Here is a 24,725-nt window from a genome sequence, read left to right as displayed (position 1 = left end):
GCTAAACTGGAATATGACGACGGTAGGAAATGTCGGGGCACGGCAAGTTGGAAGAAATCGAAAACGCCGACGAATCTTCGGTGCGTGGACTGTTCAGTCGCTACCGCGCACTTTTGACCGCATTGGCGACGCTTGCACTCTTCTGCCTTGTCGGCTTCGCGATCGTGAAGTTGACGAACGAAGTGCGCTACGACGACGTGGTGCAGGCGCTGGCCGACACCAAGGTCAGCTCGATCGTGCTGGCGTTGGTCTTTACTGGCCTGAGTTTCCTGGCCCTCGTTTTCTATGATGTGAATGCCATTGAATATGTTGGCCGCAAGCTGCCGTTTCCGCAGGTGGCGCTGACCGCGTTCAGCGCCTATGCGGTCGGAAATACCGCGGGTTTCGGGGCTCTGAGCGGCGGCGCAATTCGCTATCGCGCCTATTCGCGGCTCGGTCTGGCGCCTGAGGAAATCGGTCGGGTCATTGCATTCGTGACGCTATCGTTCGGTCTCGGGCTTGCGGGGGTCGCTGCCATTGCGCTCTTGATCATAGCCGATGAGATCGCGCCGTTGATCAATGTTGGCAGCCTTAGTCTGCGGCTGTTGGCTGGTGCAGTCATCGTCGGACTGGGCATCATGACCATCATCGGCCGTGACGGCCGTGCGATCCACATTGGTCCGGTCGAGGTCAGGCTGCCAGACTCTCGCACGTGGTCGCGACAGTTCCTTGTCACCGCCTTCGACATCGCAGCCTCGGCAACCGTGCTCTATGTCCTGCTGCCACAGGCGGCAATCAGCTGGCCAGTGTTCCTGGCGGTTTATGCGATTGCTGTCGGCCTCGGTGTCTTGAGCCATGTGCCAGCCGGGCTGGGCGTGTTCGAAACGGTTATCATCGCTTCGCTTGGCAGCGCCGTGAACATCGATGCAGTGCTCGGGTCGCTGGTGCTCTACCGCCTGATCTACCATGTGCTGCCGCTGCTGCTTGCCGTCCTCGCCGTGTCGGCAACGGAGCTTCGGCGGTTCGCGGATCACCCGGTGGCATCCGGAGTCCGAAAGATCGGTATCCGGCTGATGCCGCAGTTGCTCTCGGCCTTCTCTCTGATTCTCGGGGTGATGCTGGTCTTCTCAAGCGTGACGCCGACCCCGGACCAGAACCTTGAGTTCCTGGCTAACTACCTGCCGTTGCCGATTGTCGAAGGCGCACATTTTCTGTCGAGCCTGATGGGACTGGCACTCGTCGTTGCGGCGCGTGGGCTCGGCCAGAGGCTAGACGGTGCCTGGTGGGTGTCGATCATGTCCGCTGCGGCAGCATTGGCCTTGTCGCTGCTCAAGGCGATCGCGCTCGTTGAGGCATGTTTTCTTGGCTTCCTTATCTTCGGTCTCTTCGTCAGCCGCCGTCTGTTCCGGCGGCATGCGTCCCTTCTCAACCAGACGCTGACGGCCTCGTGGCTGACCGCCATCGCCGTCATCTGTGTCGGCGCGATTGTCATCCTGCTCTTCGTCTACCGCGACGTCGAGTACAGCCGCGAGCTCTGGTGGCAGTTCGAATTTGCCGACGAGGCCCCGCGTGGTCTGCGCGCCGTGCTCGGTATCTCCATCATTTCCTCGGCAATTGCGATCTTCAGCCTGCTTCGCCCGGTGGCGGTTAAGCCGGAGCCTGCGTCAACGGACGCGTTGCAGCGGGCGGTCGAGATCGTCGAAAGGCAGCGCTATGCCGACGCCAATCTGGTGCGGATGGGCGACAAGAGCATCATGTTCTCCGAGAAGGGCGACGCCTTCATCATGTACGGAAGGCAAGGCCGTTCCTGGATCGCGCTCTTCGACCCGATCGGCGAGCGCAGTGCTATCCCGGAACTCGTCTGGCGTTTCGTGGAGACTGCACGCGCGGCCGGCTGTCGCGCCGTGTTCTACCAGATCTCGCCGGCCCTGCTTTCCCATTGTGCCGATGCAGGGCTGCGCGCGTTCAAGCTGGGTGAGCTTGCTGTCGCCGACCTCAAGACCTTCGAAATGAAAGGCGGCAAGTGGGCCAACCTCAGGCAGACGGCGAGCCGCGCGCAGCGTGACGGCCTTGAGTTCGAGGTGATCGTGCCAGAAAACGTTCCTGGCGTGATGGACGAGCTTGCCGCGGTTTCGAGTGCCTGGCTCGAGGATCACAATGCCAAGGAGAAAGGCTTCTCGCTCGGGGCGTTCGATGCCGACTACATCGTTGCCCAGCCGGTTGGCATCCTGAAGCGGGAAGGCAAGATCGTCGCCTTCGCCAATATCTTGATAACGGCCGCGAAGGACGAGGGAACTATCGATCTGATGCGGTTCTCGCCGGATGCGCCGAAGGGATCGATGGACTTCCTCTTCGTCCAGATCATGGAGTACCTGCGCAGCGAAGGCTTCTCGCATTTCAATCTCGGCATGGCACCGCTTTCGGGCATGTCGAAGCGCGAGGTCGCTCCCGTCTGGGATCGCATCGGCAGCACCGTCTTCGAACACGGAGAGCGGTTCTATAACTTCAAGGGCCTCAGGGCCTTCAAATCAAAGTTTCATCCGCAGTGGCATCCGCGGTATCTTGCGGTTTCGGGTGGAGGCAATCCGATGCTTGCGCTGATGGACGCAACGTTCCTGATCGGCGGCGGATTGCGAGGGGTAGTGAGGAAATGATGAAAAGACACCTTCTTGCAGCCGTCTGCGCCCTGTTACTGTCCGTGCCGGTCGCAATGGCGGCAACCGAGACGACGCAGAGTTTTGAAACCGGGCTCATTCCTTCGCCGCATATCTTCCTGCCGGAAGGCGACGTGAAAGGGGCCGTCGTGCTGATATCGGATGGCGCCGGCTGGGGCGACAACGAGAAGGCGGAGGCCGATCGGCTTGTCGAGCAGGGGGCGGTCGTCATCGGTATCGATTTCGCATCCTACATGGATGCGCTCAGGAATTATGACCTCAGCCAGAATGACGGCTGCATCTACATGGTGTCGGATATCGAGTCGCTGAGCCAGCAGGTGCAGCGCGCGGCCGGTAACAGCGCCTATCATCTACCGATCATCGCCGGCGTCGGTGAGGGTGGAGCCTTGGCACTGGCAATCGCAGCGCAGACACCGGACGCCACCATAGGCGAGACGCTGGTGGTCGATCCGGCCGCGGGCATTCCGCTTACCAAGCAACTCTGCACACCGGCGAAGAAACAAACGGTCGGTGATCGCATGATCTATGGGCTCAGCGACACATCGCTGCCGGACCCGATCATCGCTTCGTTCACGGCGTCCGCAAGCAAAGACGGCCGAGCGCATGTCGAAGAGCTCAAGAAGCAGCACCCCGATATCGACATCCGCGATTCCGAGGGCGATGCGCAGACGACGCTGAGCGACACGCTCTCCGACCTGATCGACGCCTCCGGCAGTGCCGACAACCCGCTGGGGCTGCCCCTCACCATTCTGGATGCCAAGCCAGCCTTCGATACGATGGCGATTATTTATTCCGGAGACGGCGGTTGGCGCGACATTGACAAGGAGGTCGGCGCGGCGTTGCAGAAGCAGGGCGTTCCCGTGGTTGGTGTCGACTCGCTTCACTATTTCTGGTCGGAGCGCCAGCCGCAGCAGACTGCGGACGATCTTGGCAAAATCATCGAGTTTTACCGGAAGCAGTGGAAGGTGAAGCATGTTCTCCTCATCGGCTATTCCTTTGGCGCCGACGTCGTGCCTGCCGCCTTTACGCGATTGAAGCCGGCCGCCAAGGAGACTATTGCCCAGATGTCGCTGCTATCTCTCTCGCACGAGGTGGATTACCAGATCTCCGTCATGGGCTGGCTCGGCCAGAAGACGGAAGGTGCCGGTGGCGACCCGGTTGACGACCTGAAGAAGGTCGATCCAAAGATCGTCCAGTGCATCTACGGAAAGGAAGACGACGACGAGGTCGCATGTCCCGACCTGAAGGACAGCGGCGTCGATGTGATCGCGCTGGCCGGCGACCACCACTTCGATGAGAACTATGAGCTTCTGAGCAAGACGATCATCGACGGGCTGAAGGCCCGACTGCAAGACTGATTGCGTCGCGACCTAACGCATCAAGTATTCTTCACTCCAGCCGAGAGCGGCGATATCGCCGCTCCGGAAGCGGCCGTCGTCGGCGACGATGAATTCGTCGAGTTGCGGCGGTGGCACGCTCGTTCCCGCCAACATGGCGTGAACCTGCCCTCGGTGATGGGTCTGGTGTTGGAAGAGATGGTTCAGGACGTCTTCCATCCGCTCGCGCTGGAGACGCTCCGAACGATGGATTTCGATCGTCGATGCCAGCTTTTCCGGGGTGACGGCCTCGCAAAGCGCAACCAGCCGGCGATCGACCTTGGACTGCTCGGCAGCAAGCGTGGCGATATTGTCGAACGGCTCCTCGATGTTCCAGGCGGCGGGCCCAAGCGTTCCGCCTTCGAGCGCATCGACATAGAACCAGTCGACGGTCAGAATGTGATTGAGCGTTGCCTTGATCGAGGGAAAGAAACTCACCCGAACGCCTTCGAACTCGCCCGGCAGTAGCCGGCCGCAGGCCTCATGCAGTCTGTGGTTCGCGAGCGCATTGTTGTAGGCAAGCTTGCGGGCGGTCCTGGAGGGATCGAACGTCGACATCGGTAACTCCCTCTCCTGGCGGGGCACCCCGCAGGCGTCAGTCGTCTTCCTGAAACAAGCGAAATTGTGCCGCCTCGAGATCCTTGGGCGGCTGCATGCCGAGATGTTTCCAGGCCGTCGCGGTGAGAACGCGGCCGCGCGGGGTGCGCTGGATGAAACCCTGCTGGATCATGTAGGGCTCGATTATATCCTCGATCGCGTCGCGCGGTTCGGAAAGGCCTGCAGCGATGGTTTCGATGCCGACGGGGCCACCGCCGAAATTGACTGCGATCATGTTGAGGTAGCGCTTGTCGAGCTGGTCGAGGCCCATGTTGTCCACCAGCAACCGGGTCAGTGCCTCGTCGGCAATCTCGCGGGTGACCGCTTCGGCTTTGGCCACTTCCGCGAAATCGCGCACGCGGCGGAGCAGGCGACCGGCAATACGCGGCGTGCCGCGGGCTCGCCGAGCGATTTCCCGCGCACCATCGTCGGTCATGGGAAGGTTCATCAGTCGTGCGCCACGGCGAACGATCAGCTCCAATTCGTCAACGGTATAGAAACTCAGGCGCACTGGAATGCCAAAGCGGTCGCGCAGCGGCGTAGTCAGCAGGCCAAGGCGCGTCGTCGCCGCGACGAGGGTGAATTTCGACAGGTCGATCTTGACAGAGCGCGCCGCAGGACCTTCTCCGATGATGAGATCGAGCTGGAAATCCTCCATTGCGGGATAGAGGATTTCCTCGACGGCCGGGCTCAGCCGATGGATTTCGTCGATGAAGAGCACGTCACGCTCTTCGAGGTTGGTCAGAAGTGCGGCGAGATCGCCAGCCTTGGCGATCACCGGGCCGGAGGTCGAGCGGAAGTTGACGCCGAGTTCCTTCGCCATGATTTGCGCGAGCGTAGTCTTGCCGAGCCCGGGTGGGCCAACGAAAAGCACGTGGTCGAGTGCCTCGCCGCGGTTTTTCGCTGCTTCGATGAAGACTTTCAGGTTTGCGCGTGCTTCCGCCTGGCCTGTGAACTCGTCCAGCGATTGCGGCCGCAGCGTCACATCCAGGTCTTCGCCTCGTTTCTCGGCCGATATCAGGCGCGCGGCTTCACTCATGCTGGCATTTCCCAATCTTCAAACGCTCGTGACCAATACACCAAGCGAGCGGCTTTTGGCACCCGCTCGGGCAATCGGATCAGCGAGCCAGTTCCTTCAACCCGAGGCGGATGAGCTTGGCGCTGTCAGCGCCTTCACCGGCGGTCTTCATTGCGGCGGCAACGGCGTTGGCCGCCTGGTCGCGGGAATAGCCGAGGTTCGTCAACGCGGAAACAGCGTCGGCGACAGGTGCGGCGGCGACACCTTCCCCCAGTTCCTGCTTGAGGCCGATCGTGCCCGACGCTTCTCCGGCAAGGGCCGGCGCCTTGTTCTTCAGTTCGGTGACGATACGCACGGCAACCTTGGGACCAACGCCCTGGGCGCGTGCGACTGCAGTGCGATCCTGCAGTGCGATGGCGTTGGCCAGTTCGGCCGGAGGCAGGGTCGACAGCACGGCGAGAGCTACCTTTGCACCGACGCCCTGGACGCTCTGCAGGAGGATGAACCACTCCCTCTCAAGCGCGCTCATGAAGCCGAAGAGTTTCAACTGGTCTTCGCGAACATAGGTCTCGATGAAGAGCACGCAGGCCTCGCCGACCGAGCCGAGGCGGGACAGGGTGCGGGCCGAGCAGAAGGCGACGTAGCAGACGCCGTGGACATCAACGAGCACATAGTCGTCGCCGATTTCTTCGATGGTGCCTTTGAGCTTGCCGATCATGCGTATGGTCCGTTCGGTGGTTTTCAGTGGAGATTAGCCGGCAAGTGCAGCCTGCCGCATACGGTTGCTGCCGCGGTTGTGGGCGTGGCAGATGGCGATCGCCAGCGCGTCGGCGGCATCGTCGCCCTTGAACTCGACCTTCGGCATCAGGATTTTCAGCATCATGTGGATCTGCTTTTTCTCGCCGTGGCCGACGCCGATGACCGCCTTCTTGACGGCGTTCGGCGCGTATTCCGCGACCGGCAATCCGGCGCGAGCAGGGACCAGCATGGCAATGCCGCGGGCCTGGCCGAGTTTCAGTGTCGCAACAGCATCCTTGTTGACGAATGTCTGTTCGACGGCGGCCTCATCCGGCTTGTAGCTATGGACGACGTCGGCGAGGCCGTCGTGCAACTGGCAAAGGCGCGAAGCCAGGTCCATGTCGCCGTCCGATGTTACTGTGCCCGAAGCGACGAAGCGCAAGGAATTGCCGAGCGTCTCGATAATTCCCCAGCCCGTGCGACGTAGGCCGGGATCGACGCCGATGATGCGAATCGTATTTTGCATGCTTCACCCTATTTCACTTGTAAAATAACTGCCATCGATATGTGAACAAAACAAAAACATTCCTTGTTTTTCAGGCTGGCCGTTTACGGCAATTTAAGCTCCGTAGCCGACTTTTGACCGATAAAATGTCAGAGGAGCTCCCTTCGTGCGAAGGCAAGGCTCCCGTGTTTCTGTTTACAGGTTAGCCGGTCGGATGTTCTGGGTCCTGCCGGTAGGAGCCGTTCCGGAAGGGGTTCAGCGTTCATGGTTCAGAGATTTCAATCCCTGTCCTTTAAGGTCATTGCCACATTCATCCTGCTGACCGCATTGTCGATCGCGGTCATCAACGTCCTCGCCTACTTCGCCAGCAGTCGCATTTCCGGCGAGCAGGCGCTCAAAGCCAAAGAGAGCGTCCTCATCTTTCGCGGCGACATGCTGCAGGATCAGCTTGAGCAGCTGGAAAACCAGGCGAACTCGATCGCGCGCATCGAAGCGCTGCAAATGTCGATCACCAGCCTCAAGAGCGGCTGGAAGACCATCGAGAAGACGTCAGGCGATGCACGTGCCGAATTGAAGAAGGTGTTCATCACCAACAATCCGAACCCGGCCGACCAGCGCGAGAAGCTGATGAAGCCGGAGGCACCGAGCGGTTTCTATTATTCCAACCATGAGACGACGCAAAGCGAGGTTGCCCGCGACCTTGAGAACACGGCGTTCAGCGACCTGCTGATTACCGATCTCGATGGCAACGTCCTCTACTCCTACAAGAAGAACGACGAGTTCGCCGAGAACCTGAAGAGCGATGCATGGAAGTCGACCGGTGCCGGTCTGGCTTTCGCCAAGGCGATCGAGAATACCGCGAAGGCGACTGACGATTCCGCACCCACAGGCTTCTCCGGCCTTCGCGTTGACTCAGCAAGCGGCAAGTCGGCAATCTTCTATGCCGTGCCGATCGTCAAGCTTGGTGCCGCAAAGGGCATAATGCTCTTCAAGGTACGCGACGACATCATCACCGGCATTCTTGCCAAAGGCATCGTGGCAGGCAGCACCGCGCAGACGGCGATCATCTCCGATGACGGCTCGGCGATCGGCTTGAATGCCGCCGGACAGCTCGCCACCCTCGATACCGCGCCCTTCACATTCGCGAAGAACGCGCTTTCGGCAAAGGGTATGACGGTCGACGACTTCGATCGTTCCGATGGTCAGGCACGGGCCTATGTCCGCGGTATAGACTACCAGGGCTCGCGCTTCCTCGTCGTGGAAAGTGTGCGCCTCAGCGAGCTCAACGCAGGCTCTCTCGAGATCGCTACTCTCCTGACCATGATCGCGTTTGGTGTCCTTGCCGTCATGGCCGTGGCAACATGGGCGATCACCAAGCTGTTGTTCTCGCCGCTCGCCAAGCTTGCGGGGATCACCCGTGATGTCGCCGACGGCAAGCTGGATGTCGACATCGGCAGCCAGAACCGTGGCGATGAGATCGGCACGATGGCCAAGGCCTTGGCCCGGTTCAAGCAATCACTGGTCGAAAGCCGCGAGCTGGAAGCTGCCAGCAACGAAACGCGGGCTCGTGCGGAGCGTGATCGCCAGCAGCATATGGCGGAGCGCGAGGCGGAAGCACGGACGCTGCAGGAGGTCGTTCAGGCGATCGACGAGGGTCTGAACCATCTTGCCGATGGCGATCTTGCCTATCAGATCGAGACCCGGTTCCCGAGCGAACTTGAGGGCCTTCGCGTGAACTTCAACCAGGCATTGGCCGCGCTCAGCGAAACGATGACGGCGATCGGCGGCAACTCGATGGCGGTGCGTGCGGGCTCCGAGGAAATGCGCACCGGCGCCGACGAGCTTGCCGGTCGCACCGAACGGCAGGCCGCCTCGATCACCGAGACGGCAAACGCGATCGACGCGATCACCCAATCGGTCCGCATTCAGATCGAGCGCGCCGAGCAGGCCGAACGCATTGCACGGGACGCAAAGCGGGAAACGACCGGTTCCAGCCAGATCATGCGCGAAACGATCGCTGCAATGGAAGCGATCCAAACCTCTTCGCGCCAGATCAACTCGATCATTGCGGTGATCGACTCGATTGCCTTCCAGACGAACCTGCTCGCCCTCAACGCCGGTGTCGAAGCGGCGCGTGCAGGCGAGTCCGGAAAGGGTTTCGCTGTCGTTGCGATGGAGGTGCGCGAACTGGCGCAGCGTTCGTCGAGTGCCGCGAAGGAAATCGCGAGCCTGCTGCAGAAGTCCACGCATGAAGTGGAAATGGGCGTATCGCTCGTCGAACGCGCCGGCGATGCGCTGACCGGCATCGGCGGCCACGTCGAAGCGATCAACGGTCAGATCAGCGAGATCATGGAAACAACGCGCGAGGAAGCGGACACGCTGCGGCAGATCAACACGGCAGTCTCCGAGCTGGATGCCATGACACAGCAGAACGCCGCGATGGTCGAGGAAACCACCGCAGCAATCCACCGGCTTGCAACCGAGGCAGTTGAAATGGACCGGCAGCTGGCGAATTTCACGCTGACGCAGGAACATCATGCTGCTGAGGTGTATGAGCTGCGGCGTCGGGCTTGAAGAGCGCCGGTATGTAGGCCAGTCACTCGGTAAGTGGCTATTGAGCCTCGGCAACCAGCATGGCGCGGGTTGCCGAGGCTTCTTTATGACAGGAGCTACTCGGTAGCTTTTTCTAGCGAAACGCCAATTCGCGTGGTCGCTGCCCAAACCGCGGCCCTGCGGCAGGGTTGAGGCCGGCGCGGTTTATGGCGGAAGCAGGGTGCTCGTTGGCGTCACTTTGCTGCACTTAATTCACGCTGCGACCGCATCAACGAATACTCAATCGCCATTCGAGAATGCGCAATCAGGAAATAAATTACTGGTTGCATAGCATTTTATCTATCCTTTTAGGGCCCTGTGAAGTTTCGACCGCTAGAAAATCCGAGAGCGTTAGATCGTTCGAGCGGATGGGGTGTTCGTTGGGGAGTCCGAAATTCAAGCGGTTCCGATTCTCGGAAGACGGCGCTACCGCCGTCGAATTCGCATTGATAGCCCCGGCCCTTATTTTCCTGACCTTCGCCATCGTCGAGTCCGGAATTGCCTTTGCCGCCGACATTCTCCTGAAGAACGCGACTTACGACGCCGCGCGAACCGGCAGAACCGGCTTCGTCTCGGAGGATTCGACGCAAGACGCCACCGTCAAGGCGAAGATCCGGTCGCAGGCGGGTGTCCTGATGGACGTCGACAAGCTCGTCATCACCAGCATGTCCTACAAGGGGTTCGATGTTCTCAAGAAGCCGGAGCCGTTCACCGATAAAAACGGCAACGGCGTCCGGGACGACGGCGAGAATTTCACGGACGTCAACGGCAATGGCGCCTATGACCTGGACCAGGGAGCGAATGGCTACGGCGGTACAGCGCAGGTCGTTCTTTACACGGTGACCTACCCGTGGACCTTCCACACTCCCGTTCTCAAGCAGATTGTTGGCAACAATGGCACCGTCGAGCTGACGGCAACGGCGGTGGTTCAGAATGAGCCCTATTGATTTCGGCGCCCTTCGCAGACGATTGGCCGCGGCAAAAAGTCATGTCCGCCGACTTGCGGCAAACAATGACGGCGTCGCCGGCATCGAGATGGGAATCATCACGCCCGTGCTGCTGCTATTGCTGTGCGGCGGGGGTGAGATAGGCCTTTACGCACGATCGCATTTCCGGGCGTCCCAGATGGCTTCAACGGTCGCCGATGCGATCTCGCGTTATGAGGCAGTCACCTCGGCCGATATCACGTCCATTTTCTCGGTTTCTTCCGAAGTGATGGGAACCGAAGACTTCAAGGAGAACGGCTACGTGATCCTATCATCGGTCTCACGGACCGGCGGTGCGACCCCGAAGGTGGCATGGCAGTGCAAGGGCGGGGGGCATGCGAGCACGAGCAAGATCGGCGTGGTCGCCAAGGACGCAACGCTCCCAGGCGGACTCGTGCTTGACGCGACGGACGATGTGATCGTTGCCGAGGTGTTCTACCAATACACTCCACTCTTCGCCAAGGTTCTGCCCGACCTCGACACACAGCTCTACAAGACAGCAGTTTTCCGCCCACGCCTTGGCAGTCTCACCAGCGCTCCGGGTTGCTAGCACCAATTGGAAGGATGATCACATGACATTGCGATCCACGATCTCCCGCTTCCTCAAGGACCGAGATGGTGCCGTGCTGCCCTTTGTCGGCGTTGTGAGCATAGCTCTCATCGGAGCGACGGGATTCGGCATCGATGCGGCCCGCCTGATGCTGCTCCATTCGAGCTTGCAGCGATCAATCGACGCCGGGGCGCTCTCGACAGTTGCCCGGCTCGACACCAAGACGATTGAGACGCAACTGCGCAAGTTCACGGTTGCAAATTTTGATGAAGGGCAAATCGAAGCGACGCTGGATAGTCTTACCTGGACGATCAGCAGTGACAACAAGACACTGACGGTGAACGCGAGCGCCAGCGCACCCGCTACAGTCATGAAGATCCTCGGCGTTCAAACAATCAGCACCAGTGCTACAAGCGTGATCGAGCGCTCGACGGGCGGGCTCGAACTGGCCCTCGTGCTCGACAATACTGGCTCGATGAAAGGAACTCCGCTCACCAGCCTCAAGACTGCCGCGAACACCCTCGTCGAAATCCTCTACGGCGACAAGGCGGTCGCGGAGAACCTCTATGTCGGCATCGTGCCGTTCTCGCAGACGGTAAACGTGGGCAAGGCGCATACGGGCTGGCTGAAGAGCGGATCGCTCGGGGCGCTCGACTGGGGAACGACGTCGTGGGGTGGCTGTGTCGAGGCACAGAGCGTCGCCGCAGACGACATGTCCGACGCTGTTCCTTCCGACAAGCCGATCAAGCCGTACTATTGGCGGGACGGCACGGACAACAACTGGATCAGCGTCAGCAACGGCACGAAAAACTATGCCAAGGACCTAGGCACAAGCCTAGGGCCCAACAAGAACTGCCCGGCAGAGGTAACGCGCATGACCCCCGAGAAGGCCAAGGTCGTATCGGCCATCGCCGCAATGACCGCTGTCGGAAACACTCACATCAACTTCGGCGCCGTCTGGGGCTGGCGGATGCTGTCTCCAAAGTGGCGCGGGCTGTGGGGCGGCGACATGACGACATACAAGCTTCCGCTGGACTACAACACGAACAACATGAGCAAGGCCGCCGTGATCATGACCGACGGTGAGAACACGATGACAAGTGACGTCTACACGGCTTACGGCTGGTTGGCCGACAAGAAGCTTGGGACGAGCAATCAGTCGTCCGCGCAGGATGAGCTTGACAACCGTCTGAGCAAGGTTTGCACGGCGATGAAGAATGCCGGGGTGATCGTCTACACCATCGCCTTCAACGGCCCGAATCTCAAGACGCAGGACCTGTTGAAGGGCTGCGCCAGCCAGAACGCCTTCTTCTTCAACTCGCCAACGAGCGCTGCATTGCAGTCGGCCTTCAAGGAAATTGGCGACTCGCTGTCCAACCTTCGTGTCAGCAGATAGGCACCTATTGACGCGCTTGGGTGCCGGTAAGGAAAACCCCCACTTGGGGACAAGGCGCTAGAGGCTGGCCCAGATAGGCCCTTTCTTTTCCGGCTCGTTTGGATTGGGCGGAGTCCACACCTACATAGACCTGTCCTTCCAACTACCGACAGGCTTCGCCATGGTTCCCTTCTCCATTCTCGATCTCGCTCCCGTTCCAGAAGGCGGCACGATCCGTCAGTCGCTCGAGAGTTCGGCGCGTATGGCGCAGAGGGCCGAGGAGTTCGGGTACAATCGTTTTTGGCTGGCGGAACATCATGGCATGCCGGGAATTGCCAGCGCGGCGACGGCTGTCGTGATCGGTCATGTCGGCGCGGCTACCAAGCGCATTCGTATCGGCTCGGGCGGCATCATGCTGCCGAACCACTCGCCGCTGGTCATCGCCGAACAATTCGGAACGCTGGAGGCGCTGTTTCCGGGCCGGGTCGATCTTGGACTCGGGCGGGCACCGGGCACCGACATGCGGACGGCACAGGCACTGCGGCGCAATCTCGATGCCGGAGCGCAGAGTTTCCCGAACGATGTGGTCGAGCTACAGCAGCTTCTCGGAGCACCGATCGAGAACCAGGCGATCCTTGCTGTCCCCGGCATGAATTCCAACGTGCCGATCTGGCTGCTTGGTTCCAGCCTCTATAGCGCCCAACTCGCCGCGATGCTTGGGTTGCCCTATGCCTTCGCCTCGCATTTCGCGCCGGATTCGCTGCTTGATGCCATCGACATCTACCGCAGCCGCTTCAAGCCGTCCGCGGTGCTCGACAAGCCCTACGTCATGGTCGGCGTGATGGGCTCTGTCGCCGCGACTGACGAGGAGGCACAGTATCACTTCACCTCGGCCCAGCAGCAGTTCGTCAACCTGCGGCGCAATGTGCGTGGCCAGTTTCCACGCCCGGTCGAGGACATGGAGAGCTTCTGGTCACCGATGGAAAAGATGACCGTCGAGCATACATTGCGCTACGCCGTCGTCGGCTCCCAGAAGACGGCCGAGGCGAAGCTCACGGAATTCCTCGTCGAGACCGAGGCCGACGAAGTCATCATCTCGATGCCGATCCACGACATCGAGGCGAGACTGAGGTCGGTCGAGCTTTTCGCCGGGCTTGGAAGCTTCCTTCGCGCCGCGGCCTAATGCCGCGATAGGCGGGCCACTAGGCCCCATAGCCGTTTGTCCGAATTGACTTAGCGCCGCCGAGTCATAGGTTTGCTTGATCACGCAATGTCGTTCGGCGTTGCGCGATACAAGTGTGATGGACGGCGCACGCCGCAAATCGCGCGCGCGGCCGGTTTCGAGCAACCTTTGGAGGATGAGGCTTGCTATGCGTTACCGTGGTCTTGCTGTTTTGATTTCACTGATCTGTCTTCACACCTCGGCCGCCATCGCCCAGGAAGGCGATGCTGCGGCCGGGGAAACGGTTTTCAAGAAATGCGCCGTCTGTCACGTGGCGGATACCGACAAGAACAAGGTGGGGCCGTCGTTGAACCACCTGTTTGGGCGCACCGCCGGCACGCATCCGGATTTTGCCTATTCGCCAGCGATGAAGGCCGCAGGCACGGCCGGACTGGTCTGGGACGAGAATTCGCTGCGCGATTATCTTCACAACCCGAAGCTGAAGGTTAAGGGCACCAAGATGGTGTTCGTCGGCCTGAAGGACGACGGTGAGATTCTCAACCTGATCGCCTACCTTAAACAATTCTCGCAATGAAATCAGTTTGTTGATGATCGGCTGGCAGTGCAGCGCGGTTGCTTTCGCGCCATTGCCGTCATGTCTTCTTTATGAGATAGTTCTAACGTAAGTGCCGACGGATTGCGGGTAATTTTCGCAGCCAGCAGGGACTTGGGAGGAACGCATGGTTGTCGTGCTGGTTCTCGTTCTGATCGTGGTTGGGTCGGTGGTATTCCATCTGCTCAGCCCGTGGTGGTGGACTCCGATTGCGTCGAACTGGAGTTACATCGACCACACCATTACCATCACGTTCTGGATCACCGGTTTCGTCTTCGTCGCCGTGATCTCCTTCATGGCCTATTGCATCTATCGTTTTCGGCACAAGCCCGGCAACCGTGCGGCCTACGAGCCGGAGAACAAGCGCCTTGAATGGTGGCTTGCGGGGAGTACGGCCCTTGGCGTGGGAGCGATGCTCGCACCTGGCCTCTTTGTGTGGCACCAGTTCGTGACGGTTCCGGCGGATGCAGGCGATATCGAGGTCGTCGGGCAGCAATGGCTGTGGAATTTCCGGTTGCCGGGTGCCGACGGCAAGCTTGGCAGAGCGGACAATCGTGCGGTTTCCCCCGATAACCCACTCGGTGTGATCACGAACGATCCAGCCGGTCTGGACGACATCATCATCGCGGGCGGCGAACTGCATCTGCCGATCGGCAAGCCGGTGCGTGTCCACCTGCGCTCGGTCGATGTCTTGCATGATTTCTATGTTCCCGAGTTCCGGGCAAAGATGGACATGATCCCCGGCTCGGTGACCTATTTCTGGTTTACGCCGACGCGGACCGGCACTTTCGAAGTGTTGTGCGCCGAACTTTGCGGTGTCGGACATGCGCAGATGCGGGGAACGGTCGTTGTCGACGAGGCGGACGCTTATCAGGAGTGGCTGGCCCAGCAACAGACGTTTTCGCAGCTGATGGCAGCGGTTGAACCGGCCGAATAGGCCGGCGTTACGGCCAAGGGAGCGGCCGTGACGGGAGGAGGAAGGAAAGCATGCGATGGTTGATATTCCAACCAGTGCCGACGACGTTATTCCGCCTGCCGAAGTGGCGGATGTCGAACTCTACCATCCCAGGAGCTGGTGGACGAAGTATGTCTTCAGCCAGGATGCCAAGGTCATTGCCATCCAGTATTCCCTGACAGCATTCGCAATCGGCTTTGTGGCACTCGTTCTGTCCTGGCTGATGCGCCTGCAGCTTGGATTTCCTGGCTATTTCTCCTTCATCGACGCCGATCACTACTATCAGTTCATCACCATGCACGGGATGATCATGGTGATCTATCTGCTGACCGCGCTCTTCCTCGGCGGCTTCGGCAACTACCTCATCCCCCTGATGGTCGGCGCGCGCGACATGGTGTTCCCCTATGCGAACATGCTGAGCTACTGGCTCTATCTGCTTGCCGTCATCGTTCTCGTCGCGGGTTTCTTCGCGCCGGGCGGACCGACGGGCGCGGGATGGACGCTCTATCCTCCGCAGGCGTTGACATCGGGTACGCCTGGTGGGCGCGACTGGGGCATCATCCTGATGCTGTCTTCGCTGATCATCTTCATCATCGGCTTTACGATGGGTGGATTGAACTATGTGGTGACTGTCCTGCAGGGGCGGGCGCGTGGCATGACGCTGATGCGGATGCCGCTGACGGTCTGGGGTATTTTCACCGCGACCGTCATGGCGTTGCTCGCTTTTCCGGCGCTTTTCGTTGCCGCCGTCATGATGCTGTTCGACCGACTGCTCGGCACCAGTTTCTTCATGCCTGCCATTGTCGAAATGGGTGAGCAGTTGAAATCCGACGGCGGCAGTCCGATCCTCTTCCAGCACCTCTTCTGGTTCTTCGGCCATCCGGAGGTCTATATCGTTGCGCTCCCGGCATTTGGCATCGTCTCCGATCTTATCAGCACGCATGCGCGCAAGAACATCTTCGGCTACCGCATGATGGTCTGGGCCATCGTGATCATCGGGGCGCTAAGCTTCATCGTCTGGGCGCATCACATGTATGTCAGCGGCATGAACCCGAACTTTGGCTTCTTCTTCGCAACGACGACGCTGATCATAGCCGTGCCGACCGCGATCAAGGTCTACAATTGGGTGCTGACGCTGTGGCGCGGAGACATCCACCTGACGCTCCCCATGTTGTTTGCCATCGGCTTCATCGTGACCTTCGTCAATGGTGGTCTGACGGGGCTCTTCCTCGGCAACGTCGTGGTTGACGTGCCGCTGTCAGATACGATGTTCGTGGTCGCGCACTTCCATATGGTGATGGGTGTCGCTCCCATCATGGTGGTCTTTGGTGCCATCTATCATTGGTACCCGAAGATTACCGGGCGGATGCTCGACGAGGTTCTCGGACGGATCCATTTCTGGGTTACCTTCATCGGCGCCTACGCAATCTTCTTCCCCATGCATTATGTGGGCCTGGTCGGCGTACCGCGCCGCTACTTCGAGCTTGGCGAAACGGTATTCATTCCGCCTTCCGTGCATGACTTGAACATGTTCATTTCGGTCGCGGCGCTGGTTGTCGGGGCGGCGCAACTGGTGTTCCTGTTCAATCTTGTCTGGAGCCTGTTCCACGGTCGCGATGCTGGCGGCAACCCATGGCGCGCGACGACGCTGGAATGGCAGACACCTCAGACGCCGCCCGCTCACGGCAACTGGGGCAAGGACCTTCCCGTCGTCTACCGCTGGGCCTACGACTATAGCGTTCCCGGTGCCGCAGAAGACTTCATACCGCAGAACCAGCCACCGACGGTGGGCTTGGCGAGGGCTCCGGCATGAGCGTCGTTCTCGTTTTTCTCGCAGGTGTCGCCGCTATCGTCATCTGGTGGATGTCAGGACAACGGCTGATGTCGAAGCCATGGATGGAAGTCGGTACGCTCGACGATATCCAGATGCCGGCAAAACAGCCCGCCCCCGCGGCGAAGATTGGCCTAGGCATATTCCTTGCGGTGGTCGGGGCTCTCTTTTCTCTTTTGGCCAGTGCGTATCTTGCGCGGATGAGCGGCGCGGATTGGTGGGCGATCCCCATCCCCCGGCTTCTTTGGGTAAATACAGCGGTGTTAATAGGCAGCTGTGCAGCGCTGCAATGGGCTGTGATTGAAGCGAGGCGCGGCGTCGATGAGGGCGTGCGGCTGGGACTTGACGCGGCGCTGGCGACTGCGGTGCTGTTTCTCGCGGGGCAGATCGTCGCCTGGCTGCAACTCGTTGCGGCGGGGTATGTATTGGCCGCTAATCCGGCAAACAGCTTCTTCTACATGCTGACTGGACTGCATGGTCTCCACATTTTGGGCGGACTGGCGGTCCTCGCCCGGACGCGAGTGAGACTGCTTGCGGGCGGTACCACGCCTTCAGCCCGGCTGCGCCTCGGCATCGAGCTTTGCGCCATCTACTGGCACTTCATGCTCGTCGTGTGGCTGCTCCTCTTCGCGCTCTTCACCGGCTTGGCGAACGACTTCGTCGACCTTTGCCGCCAACTCGTTTCCTAAGGGGTAGACGATGGCTGAACTGACCCGAATGGAAACTGACGATGTAGCGGTACATCCTCCCGGAGGTCTGCGTGGGGTCGCGGCCGATTTTGCCTCGGACCAACGGGCCTTCAAGAACGTGTCCTGGGGAAAGGCCATGATGTGGATCTTTCTCCTCAGCGACACCTTCATCTTTGGCTGTTTCCTGCTTGCCTACATGACCGCGCGAATGTCGACGCCAGTTCCATGGCCCAATCCAAGCGAGGTCTTTGCGCTTCACATCGGTGGCCAGAACGTTCCCCTGATCCTGATCGCGATCATGACTTTTGTTCTTATCAGCAGCAGCGGCACGATGGCGATGGCGGTCAATTTCGGTTATCGCCGCGAGCGAGGGAAGACGGCAGCGCTGATGTTTCTGACCGCGATCCTTGGCGCCACTTTTGTCGGAATGCAGGCCTTCGAATGGACGAAGCTGATCACAGAAGGCGTGCGCCCCTGGGAAAACCCATGGGGTGCGGCACAGTTCGGATCATCCTTCTTCATGATCACCGGATTTCACGGGACCCACGTGACCTTCGGGGTGATCTTCCTGCTGATTATCGCGCGCAAGGTCTTGCGTGGAGACTTCGACACCGGCCGGCGAGGCTTTTTCACCAGCCGCAAGGGCAACTATGAGATCGTCGAAATCATGGGCCTCTATTGGCACTTCGTCGACCTCGTCTGGGTTTTCATTTTCGCGTTCTTCTATTTGTGGTGAGGTTGCATCATGGCACAGGCACAAGCGCATTCCGCCCAGCAGCATCCGATCCGGCTATACCTCGTCGTATGGGGATTCTTGTTCGTCCTCAGCACCCTCTCTTACCTGGTGGACTACTTCGGCATCCAGGGCTATCCACGTTGGACGCTCATCATCATCTTCATGATGCTGAAGGCGGGATTGATCGTTGCCGTCTTCATGCATATGGCCTGGGAAAGGCTGGCACTCGTCTACGCAATACTGCTCCCACCGCTTCTGGTGCTGGTGTTCGTGGCGATGATGGTATCCGAGTCCCACTATACGATCTTTACGAGGCTCACTTTCCTCGGCGGTGCCGGTTCCTGACTGGTGCAATCAGGGAATGGCTACATCACCTTCTCGTTAGGATAGACACCCCACAGGGCAGACTGCCTGATGAAGCCATCGAGATCATGGCCGGTGATCTCGACATGGCACCAGGTTCCGTCGCAGGAGCGAACGGCAAGCCGGACACGGGGCTCAAGCTTTGCAACGGTGCTGGCCGAAGTGCGCGGTGCGGTGCGGACTGGTACCGGCGAGGTGATCCACGGACCAATCAGGGCGGTCCGGTTGCTGGAGAGCAGGGCGCGATGCATCCATCCGGAAACACCATCGCAATCCCGCACCTGACGCCAGTTGTCGTATTCGGCGATGATCTCCAACGGCAGACCTGGCACCCGGTAGATCCATTGCGTTGCGTAATCGAGGGAGGGACCGACACGCATGCGTGCCTCCCTCGATTTCAAGGAAACGAAACGGGGCACGCGAAGCCCCGTTTCGCCCCCCGGCGAGCCGTCGGACCTGATCGACTGCTGCGGGGCTGGATTGGCAAAGGAAGAGTTGGAGTAAATCACACCGAGCAGGCAGCCGGCAGCCAGCACGCCGATCCGACGCGCCGTGCAGTATCGATGAGATGTCATGGCTTAGTTGCAGGATGCCATGCGCTTGAGAGCTGCGGTCACCCCGTTCAAGGAGTAGGTATAGGTGGTCGCCGTACCGCGCTGGGAGACCGCTTCGACGGTCATGTCACTACCGGAGCGCATGGCGCTGATGACGTCGGGCTCGCGAGACTCTTCGAGTACCCAGGCAGACTTGCCTCTGGTGAACATCGCGAACGTCTTGTCGCCGATTGCGACCTTCACCCGCGATCCCGGCTTCAATTCGTAGCCCATGATTGCCTGCGGTTCGTATCCTGCGCCCGGCGCCTGACCGATGACGAAGAAGTTGGTGCCGTGATCGACGCTTGCCGGTTGCTTGGTTGTCGGGACTGTCAGCAAATAGCACACCGTCTCCCCGCCCTTGCTGTAGGAATAGACACCCCAATCCTCGAACTGCTTGACCATTGTCGGCTGCGCATTGGCGGAAAACGTGCCGACGACTGTGAGAGAGAGTAGGAGAGCTGTTCTTTTCATGGCATTTTTCCCCGCCGAGAGTGTGAGAGACGCTGGCCTGGGACAGACCGGCTGGAGCGAACGCGCCGCATTCAAGTCGGAGAGGGTTACCGAGATATTAATGGCGGGCCGGGGATAACGAACGTGTGACCGATCGATCGGTGGATGTGAACAGGCGGGCAAAAACAGCAAAGCCGGCCGAGTTTCCACGGCCGGCTTTGCAGGAAATGCGGGAGATCAATCAGGCCGAAAGCTTGGCCAGAACTTCTTCGTCAACTTCGAAATTCGAGTAGACGTTCTGAACGTCATCGTCGTCTTCGAGGCTGTCAATGAGCTTCAGCAGCGACTGAGCGCGTTCCTCGTCGACAGGCACGTTGTTCTGGGCGCGCCAGACGGCTTTGACGGTTTCCGCTTCGCCGAGTGTGGCTTCGAGGGCTTTGGCGACCTCACTCAGCGATTCAAAGCCGGTCGTGATGTAGTGGCCTTCTTCATCGGTTTCGACGTCGTCGGCACCGGCTTCGATGGCAGCTTCCATCACCTTGTCGGCATCGCCCGCGGCAAGCTTGTAGGTGATCTCGCCGACGTGGTCGAAGGAGAAGGAAACCGAGCCGGTTTCGCCGAGCGCGCCACCGGCCTTCGTAAAGATCGAGCGGACGTTGGAGGCGGTGCGGTTGCGGTTGTCGGTCAGGGCCTCGACGATGATCGCGGTGCCGCCCGGGCCATAACCCTCGTAACGGACTTCATCATAGTTCTCGCCGTCTGCGCCGGCTGCCTTCTTGATGGCGCGGTCGATGTTGTCCTTCGGCATGGACTGAGCCTTGGCGTTCTGGATCGCCAGGCGCAGGCGCGCGTTCATCGAAGGGTCGGGTAGACCGGCCTTGGCGGCAACGGTGATTTCGCGTGCGAGCTTGGAGAACATTTTCGATCGCACGGCATCCTGACGGCCCTTGCGATGCATGATGTTTTTAAACTGTGAATGGCCAGCCATGGCACCCCTGTTCACGTCTTATTGTTAGGAATGGGCCGCCTTATAAGAGCGAAATCGGCCGTATTCAAGGGAAAACGGCTTCGTTCCGCCAGTCGTGTCCGCACCCGGAATGGCGGAACAAAGGCTGGAAGCTGGCGTTTCAAAGCACGGACCCTCGAAAAGGAAGGAAGTGCTATGGCTAGTTTCAACGAGGCGCGGGAACACCCGGCACGCCATCTCTGGGATCAGGTGAACGACATTCATGCGGGAATGCTCGGCGTGGATGGAGCGGACATGCATATGCAGCCGATGGCGCCGAATGCCGACCCGAAGACGAACACGATATGGTTCTACACGAAATCTGATGCTGAGATCGCGCGTGCCATCAAGCCGGGCACAAGAGCGCATTTCTGCGTGGTCGGCAAGGATCACGACTATCACGCATGCCTCGCCGGCAAGATCGAGGTGCGGCCGGATCCGTCAAAGATCGATGAATTTTGGAACTCCGTCGTCGCCGCCTGGTATGAGGACGGCAAGAAGGATCCGAAACTGACAATGCTTGCCATGCACGTCGACGATGCCGAGATCTGGGTTTCGACGGGGAGCAAACTGAAGTTCGGCTGGGAAATCGCCAAGGCCAATCTCGATGACGACAAGATGCCCGACGTCGGCATCCGGCAGCATCTGCAATTTGCCTAGGAATGGCAGACCCGGTGCCAGCCGGGTCTTCTACTGCATGCCGCTGGCGACGAAGATCAATGGCTTCTTCGGTAAGGTCTGCAGGGAAACTGTGATCGTGTTCGTCGGAGCATTGCTGATGTCGAAATCGGGGCCGAACATCGACAGGAAACTTGGCAGCGGCCTTGGCTGATGCATCGGCAGGATAAGGGAGGCGCGCAGGCGCTTGATAACCCGGCTCATGCTGTCTGAGCCCATTGTGAGACCTCCGTCCACCGGAACCATGACCACATCCAGCCTGCCGATCTCGGAATAGTGCGCTTCGGTCAGTTCATAGTGGAGATGGCCGAGATGACCGATGCAGAGGCCGGCCACCTCGAAGATGAAGATCGAGTTCCCATCCTGCTGCTGCGCGCCGAAGCCGCCCCTGATATCGGTCGTGACGTTGCGGATGTAGGTATCGCCGACCACGAGGTTGACCTTGGCCTTTTCGCCCGGCACGTCGCTCCATCCATGAAGTACGTATTTGATGGCGGGGTCGGTCACCAAGCTATAGTGCGAGGAATGGGCGCGGTTCATGGTGACGACCATCGGTACACGTGGCGGCGAATACCAGCCGCTGTAGTCGGTCGCGATGGTTACGCCACCCGGCGTTTCGATAAGGAAAGTGGAATGCCCGATGTAGGTCATTGTCACCGTTCCGTCGGTGGTGCCAGTGACGGCAACGGTTGCTTGACCGGAGAAACTGACGAAGGTCGCTTGCGGCACCGACTGGGCGATTGCCTGGCACTGGCTGACGTTTCGGCGTTCCTCCTGGGTGACGGCTGCTTCCGCGGCAACCAGGACCATCAGGCAGGCGATTGCGAAAACAAGAAAACGCGGCTTCATGCCACTTCCTCCAGCGCTCTCACGGGTAGGCTCGGGAGGATGCGGCAAGGCGCCGCAGCGGTCCAGTTGAAATCTGGAGCCGCTGCTCACTTTTGCGTCATGGCGGGCACCTGCCTACGCTAGCGCCAAAACTCCGGAATGGTCTCGGCAAGGCGAGGACCAAGGCGCAGCGGAGCGATCTTCTCAGCGAGCCCGGTCGCATCCGATATCTCGACGCCGACGCCGCAGATCGTGGCAGGACCGGTAGCCGCTTCCATGCGGCCCTTCGGCATCTTGGAGATGAACCGGTTGAGCGGCTCCTCCTTGTCCATGCCGAGCGAGCTGTCGTAGTCGCCGCACATGCCGGCGTCCGACATATAGGCGGTGCCGCCATTCAGGATCTGGTGGTCGGCCGTCGGCACATGCGTGTGGGTGCCCACGACGAAGCTGGCGCGGCCGTCGACGAAATGGCCGAAGCACTGTTTCTCGCTCGTCGCTTCTGCATGGAAGTCGAAGATGATCGCATCCGCCTGCTCCTTGAGGGGGCAGGCATCCAGGATCGCCTCGGCTGACTTGAAGGGGTCGTCGAGTTCAGGATGCATGAAGACCCGGCCCATGACGTTGGCGACAAGGACGCGTGCGCCGTTGCGGGCATAGAAAAGCCCTGAGCCGCGGCCGGGAGTGCCCTGTGGGTAGTTGGCGGGTCGCAGGAACTGGTCGTGACGTCCGGCAAAGGCGACCGCTTCCTTCTGATCCCAGACGTGGTTGCCTGTCGTGACGACATCGGCGCCGGCGTTGATCGTCTCAAGGAAGATATCCTCGGTGATGCCAAAACCGCCGGCGGCGTTCTCGCCGTTGACCACGACGAAATCGAGCTTCAGGTCGGAAATGAGGCCGGGGAGGCGGTTCCAGACGGCAGTGCGTCCGGTCTTACCCACCATGTCACCCAGAAAAAGCAGTCGCATTGCTATCCAATCCAAGAGGCAAAAAAGCGCAGCCCGCTTTCTGTCAGAAGGGCGTCCAGGCTGACATCGTGCGGCTCGTCGGGCACATGTGCCACTTCCTGGCAGTCGAATGCAATGCCGATCAGCTTGGGATGCAGGCCTTTTTGCCGCAAACGCTCGATGGCACGGTCATAATAGCCGGCGCCGTAGCCGATGCGGTGGCCGCGGTTGTCGAAGGCGGAGAGGGGCACCAGCATGATCTCGGGATCGAGCACGGCGGCATCCGCCGGTGGCCCCGAGGTGCCGAAGCCGGTGTTGACCAACGGTGCGCCACGCACGAGCTCTCGAAACACGATCGTCTGCTTATCAAGGATGGCGGGCACGCACAGGCGTGCGCCACGTGCCTGGAAGCGGGCGAGAAGCGGCCGGATGTCAGCTTCTGAGCGGATAGGCAGGAAACCTGAGACAATAGTGCCGGGTTCGAAGGCAACTGCCTCACCGGCATGCTCGGCCATGGCGAGGCTCATCTCGATGCGAACGTCTTCCGGTATCGCGTCGCGTAGCGCGAGCCGTCCGGCACGCATTTCGGCTTTCAGTTCTTTCAGAGTCATGCGGTCCATCGCTGTTTTCAGCAGACCATAGTGGGCCTGTTGAGCATTTCAACGGGACTATGCGACCTTTGCCGGCCTGTCCGAGCCAGAAATGTCAGATCGTGATGCTGCTCGGTATGGCCGAGTTGCCAGCCTCTCCATCGAGCGGATAGGCCATGCCTGAACCCGATTGGGTGTTTCCGGCGCGCAGGTCGCGCATTGCCTTGTCCATCAGGTGACGAACTTCCTGCAGGATGGACTTGAACTCTTCCATCGTCTTGCGATCCTCGGCTGAGATGCCGGCGGATGCCTGTTTGCCATCTTCAACGATGCTCTGGTAGGCGTTGCGCGCCGGCGTCGCGCCGTCAGGTTCGTCCGCCTCCGCAGTGCTGCTCGTGGTATCTTCCGAGGATATTGTTGTGGCTGAGGTGGTCGCATCGGTTGCGACATCCGTTTCGGGCGCTCCCGTATCGGTGGCCGCAACGGCAGCATTTGCCGCAGACGCGATGTTCGTTGCGCTGGCTGCAACCGCGGAGGCGAATTCCGCCGCCGCGGCGCTGATCTTATGGGCAAGTTCAGCCGCCAGTCGTGCCACGACCTCAGGCGGGTAGCCACCGCTCTTCAGCATCTCCAACTGCTGCTTGGCTTCCTCGAGCTTGCGCGCCGCGCGGCTCTTGGCCGCTTCGGCCGATGTCGTCATGTTTTCGCGCAGGCTTTCCAGTGCCTTCGCCGAATTCTGAAGTATCTTCAGGCGCACGCTGCCGGTGCTGTCGGTCGACGTGTTGAGGTTATCGGCCGAATAGACGTTGCGCAGGATGTTGAGCGCGGATGCGGAACTGGCTTGCATACTATCCTCCGGATTGCACTGTCCGTGGAAGTCTGCAACTTCAGGC

General features: G+C 60.1%; 25 protein-coding genes. 14 read left to right on the top strand and 11 right to left on the bottom strand.

Features of this window, described 5'->3' with window-relative positions:
• Positions 1–29 precede the first annotated feature (29 nt).
• Together mprF and JNB88_RS30150 are read left to right on the top strand one after the other, a co-directional pair.
• The gene (gene mprF, locus JNB88_RS30155; protein WP_220358655.1) at positions 30–2,633 is read left to right on the top strand and encodes a bifunctional lysylphosphatidylglycerol flippase/synthetase MprF; all 2,604 of its coding nucleotides are present in this window, start codon (positions 30–32) and stop codon (positions 2,631–2,633) included.
• On the top strand, positions 2,630–4,012 hold the full coding sequence (locus JNB88_RS30150; protein WP_220358654.1) for a virulence factor family protein: 1,383 nt from the start codon (positions 2,630–2,632) through the stop codon (positions 4,010–4,012). Before mprF ends, JNB88_RS30150 begins: the two co-directional genes overlap by 4 nt.
• 12 nt (positions 4,013–4,024) lie before the next feature.
• On the opposite strand, the gene JNB88_RS30145 is transcribed toward JNB88_RS30150, so the two are convergent.
• The 4 genes from JNB88_RS30145 to ruvC all read right to left on the bottom strand — a co-directional run bounded on the left by JNB88_RS30145 (position 4,025) and on the right by ruvC (position 6,909).
• On the bottom strand, positions 4,025–4,588 hold the full coding sequence (locus tag JNB88_RS30145) for a DinB family protein (protein ID WP_220358653.1): 564 nt from the start codon (positions 4,586–4,588) through the stop codon (positions 4,025–4,027).
• Positions 4,589–4,625: 37 nt separating this feature from the next.
• Positions 4,626–5,666: a Holliday junction branch migration DNA helicase RuvB gene (gene ruvB / locus JNB88_RS30140; protein WP_037136928.1), complete on the bottom strand. Its 1,041-nt coding sequence runs from the start codon at positions 5,664–5,666 to the stop codon at positions 4,626–4,628.
• A 79-nt stretch (positions 5,667–5,745) separates the two neighbouring features.
• Positions 5,746–6,363: a Holliday junction branch migration protein RuvA gene (gene ruvA, locus JNB88_RS30135; protein ID WP_220358652.1), complete on the bottom strand. Its 618-nt coding sequence runs from the start codon at positions 6,361–6,363 to the stop codon at positions 5,746–5,748.
• A 33-nt stretch (positions 6,364–6,396) separates the two neighbouring features.
• On the bottom strand, positions 6,397–6,909 hold the full coding sequence (gene ruvC, locus JNB88_RS30130; RefSeq protein ID WP_037136926.1) for a crossover junction endodeoxyribonuclease RuvC: 513 nt from the start codon (positions 6,907–6,909) through the stop codon (positions 6,397–6,399).
• Positions 6,910–7,152: 243 nt separating this feature from the next.
• Here ruvC and JNB88_RS30125 point away from each other — a divergent pair, with 243 nt between their 5' ends.
• The 11 genes from JNB88_RS30125 (at position 7,153) to JNB88_RS30075 (ending at position 18,722) form a co-directional block, all read left to right on the top strand.
• The gene (locus tag JNB88_RS30125) at positions 7,153–9,462 is read left to right on the top strand and encodes a methyl-accepting chemotaxis protein (RefSeq protein ID WP_220358651.1); all 2,310 of its coding nucleotides are present in this window, start codon (positions 7,153–7,155) and stop codon (positions 9,460–9,462) included.
• A 398-nt stretch (positions 9,463–9,860) separates the two neighbouring features.
• Positions 9,861–10,427: a TadE/TadG family type IV pilus assembly protein gene (locus tag JNB88_RS30120; protein ID WP_223217391.1), complete on the top strand. Its 567-nt coding sequence runs from the start codon at positions 9,861–9,863 to the stop codon at positions 10,425–10,427.
• Positions 10,414–11,016: a TadE/TadG family type IV pilus assembly protein gene (locus JNB88_RS30115; protein WP_223217390.1), complete on the top strand. Its 603-nt coding sequence runs from the start codon at positions 10,414–10,416 to the stop codon at positions 11,014–11,016. The genes JNB88_RS30120 and JNB88_RS30115 overlap by 14 nt, the downstream gene beginning before the upstream one ends.
• Before the next feature lie 22 nt (positions 11,017–11,038).
• Complete coding sequence (locus tag JNB88_RS30110) at positions 11,039–12,412, top strand: TadE/TadG family type IV pilus assembly protein (protein ID WP_051977166.1); 1,374 nt, start codon at positions 11,039–11,041, stop codon at positions 12,410–12,412.
• A gap of 160 nt (positions 12,413–12,572) precedes the next feature.
• A complete protein-coding gene (locus tag JNB88_RS30105) occupies positions 12,573–13,574 on the top strand; it encodes an LLM class flavin-dependent oxidoreductase (RefSeq protein WP_220358650.1) in 1,002 nt (333 codons plus the stop codon).
• 187 nt (positions 13,575–13,761) lie between these two features.
• Positions 13,762–14,148, top strand: a complete 387-nt coding sequence (locus JNB88_RS30100; protein WP_223217389.1) for a c-type cytochrome — start codon at positions 13,762–13,764, stop codon at positions 14,146–14,148.
• A gap of 145 nt (positions 14,149–14,293) precedes the next feature.
• The gene (locus JNB88_RS30095; protein WP_220358648.1) at positions 14,294–15,103 is read left to right on the top strand and encodes a cytochrome c oxidase subunit II; all 810 of its coding nucleotides are present in this window, start codon (positions 14,294–14,296) and stop codon (positions 15,101–15,103) included.
• Between the two features lie 55 nt (positions 15,104–15,158).
• Complete coding sequence (gene ctaD, locus JNB88_RS30090; RefSeq protein WP_220358647.1) at positions 15,159–16,934, top strand: cytochrome c oxidase subunit I; 1,776 nt, start codon at positions 15,159–15,161, stop codon at positions 16,932–16,934.
• The gene (locus tag JNB88_RS30085) at positions 16,931–17,641 is read left to right on the top strand and encodes a cytochrome c oxidase subunit 3 (protein ID WP_220358646.1); all 711 of its coding nucleotides are present in this window, start codon (positions 16,931–16,933) and stop codon (positions 17,639–17,641) included. Before ctaD ends, JNB88_RS30085 begins: the two co-directional genes overlap by 4 nt.
• A 10-nt stretch (positions 17,642–17,651) precedes the next feature.
• Positions 17,652–18,377: a heme-copper oxidase subunit III family protein gene (locus tag JNB88_RS30080; protein ID WP_037136910.1), complete on the top strand. Its 726-nt coding sequence runs from the start codon at positions 17,652–17,654 to the stop codon at positions 18,375–18,377.
• Between the two features lie 9 nt (positions 18,378–18,386).
• Positions 18,387–18,722, top strand: a complete 336-nt coding sequence (locus tag JNB88_RS30075) for a cytochrome C oxidase subunit IV family protein (RefSeq protein ID WP_037136907.1) — start codon at positions 18,387–18,389, stop codon at positions 18,720–18,722.
• A 20-nt stretch (positions 18,723–18,742) separates the two neighbouring features.
• Here JNB88_RS30075 and JNB88_RS30070 read toward each other — a convergent pair whose 3' ends face one another.
• The 3 genes from JNB88_RS30070 to JNB88_RS30060 all read right to left on the bottom strand — a co-directional run bounded on the left by JNB88_RS30070 (position 18,743) and on the right by JNB88_RS30060 (position 20,774).
• A complete protein-coding gene (locus JNB88_RS30070) occupies positions 18,743–19,315 on the bottom strand; it encodes an SH3 domain-containing protein (RefSeq protein ID WP_220358645.1) in 573 nt (190 codons plus the stop codon).
• Positions 19,316–19,318: 3 nt separating this feature from the next.
• Positions 19,319–19,807: an invasion associated locus B family protein gene (locus JNB88_RS30065; RefSeq protein WP_220358644.1), complete on the bottom strand. Its 489-nt coding sequence runs from the start codon at positions 19,805–19,807 to the stop codon at positions 19,319–19,321.
• A 220-nt stretch (positions 19,808–20,027) separates the two neighbouring features.
• Positions 20,028–20,774 carry a YebC/PmpR family DNA-binding transcriptional regulator gene (locus JNB88_RS30060; RefSeq protein WP_037136904.1) on the bottom strand — a complete coding sequence of 249 codons (747 nt, stop codon included), beginning with the start codon at positions 20,772–20,774 and terminating at the stop codon, positions 20,028–20,030.
• A gap of 174 nt (positions 20,775–20,948) precedes the next feature.
• Between JNB88_RS30060 and JNB88_RS30055 the strand changes: the two genes are divergently transcribed.
• Complete coding sequence (locus JNB88_RS30055) at positions 20,949–21,452, top strand: pyridoxamine 5'-phosphate oxidase family protein (protein WP_220358643.1); 504 nt, start codon at positions 20,949–20,951, stop codon at positions 21,450–21,452.
• A 30-nt stretch (positions 21,453–21,482) separates the two neighbouring features.
• Here the strand turns inward: JNB88_RS30055 and JNB88_RS30050 are convergent, their stop codons facing one another.
• From JNB88_RS30050 to JNB88_RS30035, 4 genes are all read right to left on the bottom strand, one after another.
• Positions 21,483–22,319 carry an MBL fold metallo-hydrolase gene (locus JNB88_RS30050; RefSeq protein ID WP_220358642.1) on the bottom strand — a complete coding sequence of 279 codons (837 nt, stop codon included), beginning with the start codon at positions 22,317–22,319 and terminating at the stop codon, positions 21,483–21,485.
• A gap of 119 nt (positions 22,320–22,438) precedes the next feature.
• Positions 22,439–23,263 carry a TIGR00282 family metallophosphoesterase gene (locus JNB88_RS30045; RefSeq protein WP_016557201.1) on the bottom strand — a complete coding sequence of 275 codons (825 nt, stop codon included), beginning with the start codon at positions 23,261–23,263 and terminating at the stop codon, positions 22,439–22,441.
• A gap of 2 nt (positions 23,264–23,265) precedes the next feature.
• On the bottom strand, positions 23,266–23,853 hold the full coding sequence (locus JNB88_RS30040; protein ID WP_220358667.1) for a 5-formyltetrahydrofolate cyclo-ligase: 588 nt from the start codon (positions 23,851–23,853) through the stop codon (positions 23,266–23,268).
• A 94-nt stretch (positions 23,854–23,947) separates the two neighbouring features.
• On the bottom strand, positions 23,948–24,679 hold the full coding sequence (locus JNB88_RS30035; RefSeq protein WP_220358641.1) for a hypothetical protein: 732 nt from the start codon (positions 24,677–24,679) through the stop codon (positions 23,948–23,950).
• Positions 24,680–24,725 lie beyond the last annotated feature (46 nt).

Source organism: Rhizobium cauense, assembly GCF_019511525.1.
In the GTDB taxonomy this organism is placed as follows: domain Bacteria; phylum Pseudomonadota; class Alphaproteobacteria; order Rhizobiales; family Rhizobiaceae; genus Rhizobium; species Rhizobium cauense.
This window is presented reverse-complemented; position numbering and strand designations above follow the sequence as displayed.

Coding starts and splice junctions, on each gene's coding strand:
- JNB88_RS30040 (WP_220358667.1), bottom strand. CDS start 23,853: ATGACTCTGAAAGAACTGAAAGCCGAAATGCGTGCCGGACGGCTCGCG.
- JNB88_RS30080 (WP_037136910.1), top strand. CDS start 17,652: ATGGCTGAACTGACCCGAATGGAAACTGACGATGTAGCGGTACATCCT.
- JNB88_RS30115 (WP_223217390.1), top strand. CDS start 10,414: ATGAGCCCTATTGATTTCGGCGCCCTTCGCAGACGATTGGCCGCGGCA.
- JNB88_RS30150 (WP_220358654.1), top strand. CDS start 2,630: ATGATGAAAAGACACCTTCTTGCAGCCGTCTGCGCCCTGTTACTGTCC.
- JNB88_RS30110 (WP_051977166.1), top strand. CDS start 11,039: ATGACATTGCGATCCACGATCTCCCGCTTCCTCAAGGACCGAGATGGT.
- ruvA (WP_220358652.1), bottom strand. CDS start 6,363: ATGATCGGCAAGCTCAAAGGCACCATCGAAGAAATCGGCGACGACTAT.
- JNB88_RS30055 (WP_220358643.1), top strand. CDS start 20,949: ATGGCTAGTTTCAACGAGGCGCGGGAACACCCGGCACGCCATCTCTGG.
- JNB88_RS30125 (WP_220358651.1), top strand. CDS start 7,153: ATGGTTCAGAGATTTCAATCCCTGTCCTTTAAGGTCATTGCCACATTC.
- ruvB (WP_037136928.1), bottom strand. CDS start 5,666: ATGAGTGAAGCCGCGCGCCTGATATCGGCCGAGAAACGAGGCGAAGAC.
- JNB88_RS30060 (WP_037136904.1), bottom strand. CDS start 20,774: ATGGCTGGCCATTCACAGTTTAAAAACATCATGCATCGCAAGGGCCGT.
- JNB88_RS30145 (WP_220358653.1), bottom strand. CDS start 4,588: ATGTCGACGTTCGATCCCTCCAGGACCGCCCGCAAGCTTGCCTACAAC.
- JNB88_RS30045 (WP_016557201.1), bottom strand. CDS start 23,263: ATGCGACTGCTTTTTCTGGGTGACATGGTGGGTAAGACCGGACGCACT.
- JNB88_RS30035 (WP_220358641.1), bottom strand. CDS start 24,679: ATGCAAGCCAGTTCCGCATCCGCGCTCAACATCCTGCGCAACGTCTAT.
- mprF (WP_220358655.1), top strand. CDS start 30: ATGTCGGGGCACGGCAAGTTGGAAGAAATCGAAAACGCCGACGAATCT.
- ctaD (WP_220358647.1), top strand. CDS start 15,159: ATGGTTGATATTCCAACCAGTGCCGACGACGTTATTCCGCCTGCCGAA.
- JNB88_RS30100 (WP_223217389.1), top strand. CDS start 13,762: ATGCGTTACCGTGGTCTTGCTGTTTTGATTTCACTGATCTGTCTTCAC.
- JNB88_RS30095 (WP_220358648.1), top strand. CDS start 14,294: ATGGTTGTCGTGCTGGTTCTCGTTCTGATCGTGGTTGGGTCGGTGGTA.
- JNB88_RS30085 (WP_220358646.1), top strand. CDS start 16,931: ATGAGCGTCGTTCTCGTTTTTCTCGCAGGTGTCGCCGCTATCGTCATC.
- ruvC (WP_037136926.1), bottom strand. CDS start 6,909: ATGCAAAATACGATTCGCATCATCGGCGTCGATCCCGGCCTACGTCGC.
- JNB88_RS30075 (WP_037136907.1), top strand. CDS start 18,387: ATGGCACAGGCACAAGCGCATTCCGCCCAGCAGCATCCGATCCGGCTA.
- JNB88_RS30050 (WP_220358642.1), bottom strand. CDS start 22,319: ATGAAGCCGCGTTTTCTTGTTTTCGCAATCGCCTGCCTGATGGTCCTG.
- JNB88_RS30105 (WP_220358650.1), top strand. CDS start 12,573: ATGGTTCCCTTCTCCATTCTCGATCTCGCTCCCGTTCCAGAAGGCGGC.
- JNB88_RS30070 (WP_220358645.1), bottom strand. CDS start 19,315: ATGACATCTCATCGATACTGCACGGCGCGTCGGATCGGCGTGCTGGCT.
- JNB88_RS30065 (WP_220358644.1), bottom strand. CDS start 19,807: ATGAAAAGAACAGCTCTCCTACTCTCTCTCACAGTCGTCGGCACGTTT.